Source organism: Priestia sp. SIMBA_032, from assembly GCF_046535215.1.
Taxonomy (GTDB): domain Bacteria; phylum Bacillota; class Bacilli; order Bacillales; family Bacillaceae_H; genus Priestia; species Priestia aryabhattai.
In genome coordinates this window covers 1-487 of sequence record NZ_JAWRXD010000120.1, presented here as the reverse complement: position 1 = coordinate 487, position 487 = coordinate 1, and the positions used below count along the sequence as shown (strand labels likewise).

The 487-nt window shown below is 32.4% G+C and carries 1 pseudogene; it reads right to left on the bottom strand.

What is annotated here, in order from left to right:
- A pseudogene (locus SB717_RS33595) lies at window positions 1-166 on the bottom strand (TerC family protein); the annotation flags it as partial.
- Between the last annotated feature and the right edge of the window lie 321 nt (window positions 167-487).

The window sequence follows — 487 nt, the reverse complement described above, 5'->3', positions numbered from 1 at the left end:
CAATTCTTAGTACGATTGCTAAAAGAGTACCGATCAAAATAGCTTTATTTCGTTTCGATTCAGGTAAATTTCAGCTAGCTAGTGCGATGACGATTGCATTGTCACCACCTAATACAACATCGATACCGACAATCATTAGTACGGATGTTAAAAACTCTAAGTCCATTCGTCTGCCTCCATTTATGATGTTTTAATAAGCGAACTGTATGTATGTGATGAAGAAAGTTGTTGTTAAATAATCTCTTCTAATAGAAGTTTCACCTTATTACAGTGTACGGGGGAATGTGGAAATGTATGTCCAAATTTTTTGTAAGTAAGAAATCGCTATAATAATATATTTATGTAGTTGATCGAGTAAAGATAGGCATATAACTATTTTTGTAAAATAAATCGATTTTATTTCCATCCTGGAGAATCTTATCATAAAATGAGAGTACAAGAATCTATTGATTTGTCATATGAGTGGGGAATCCCTTCATAACAATTC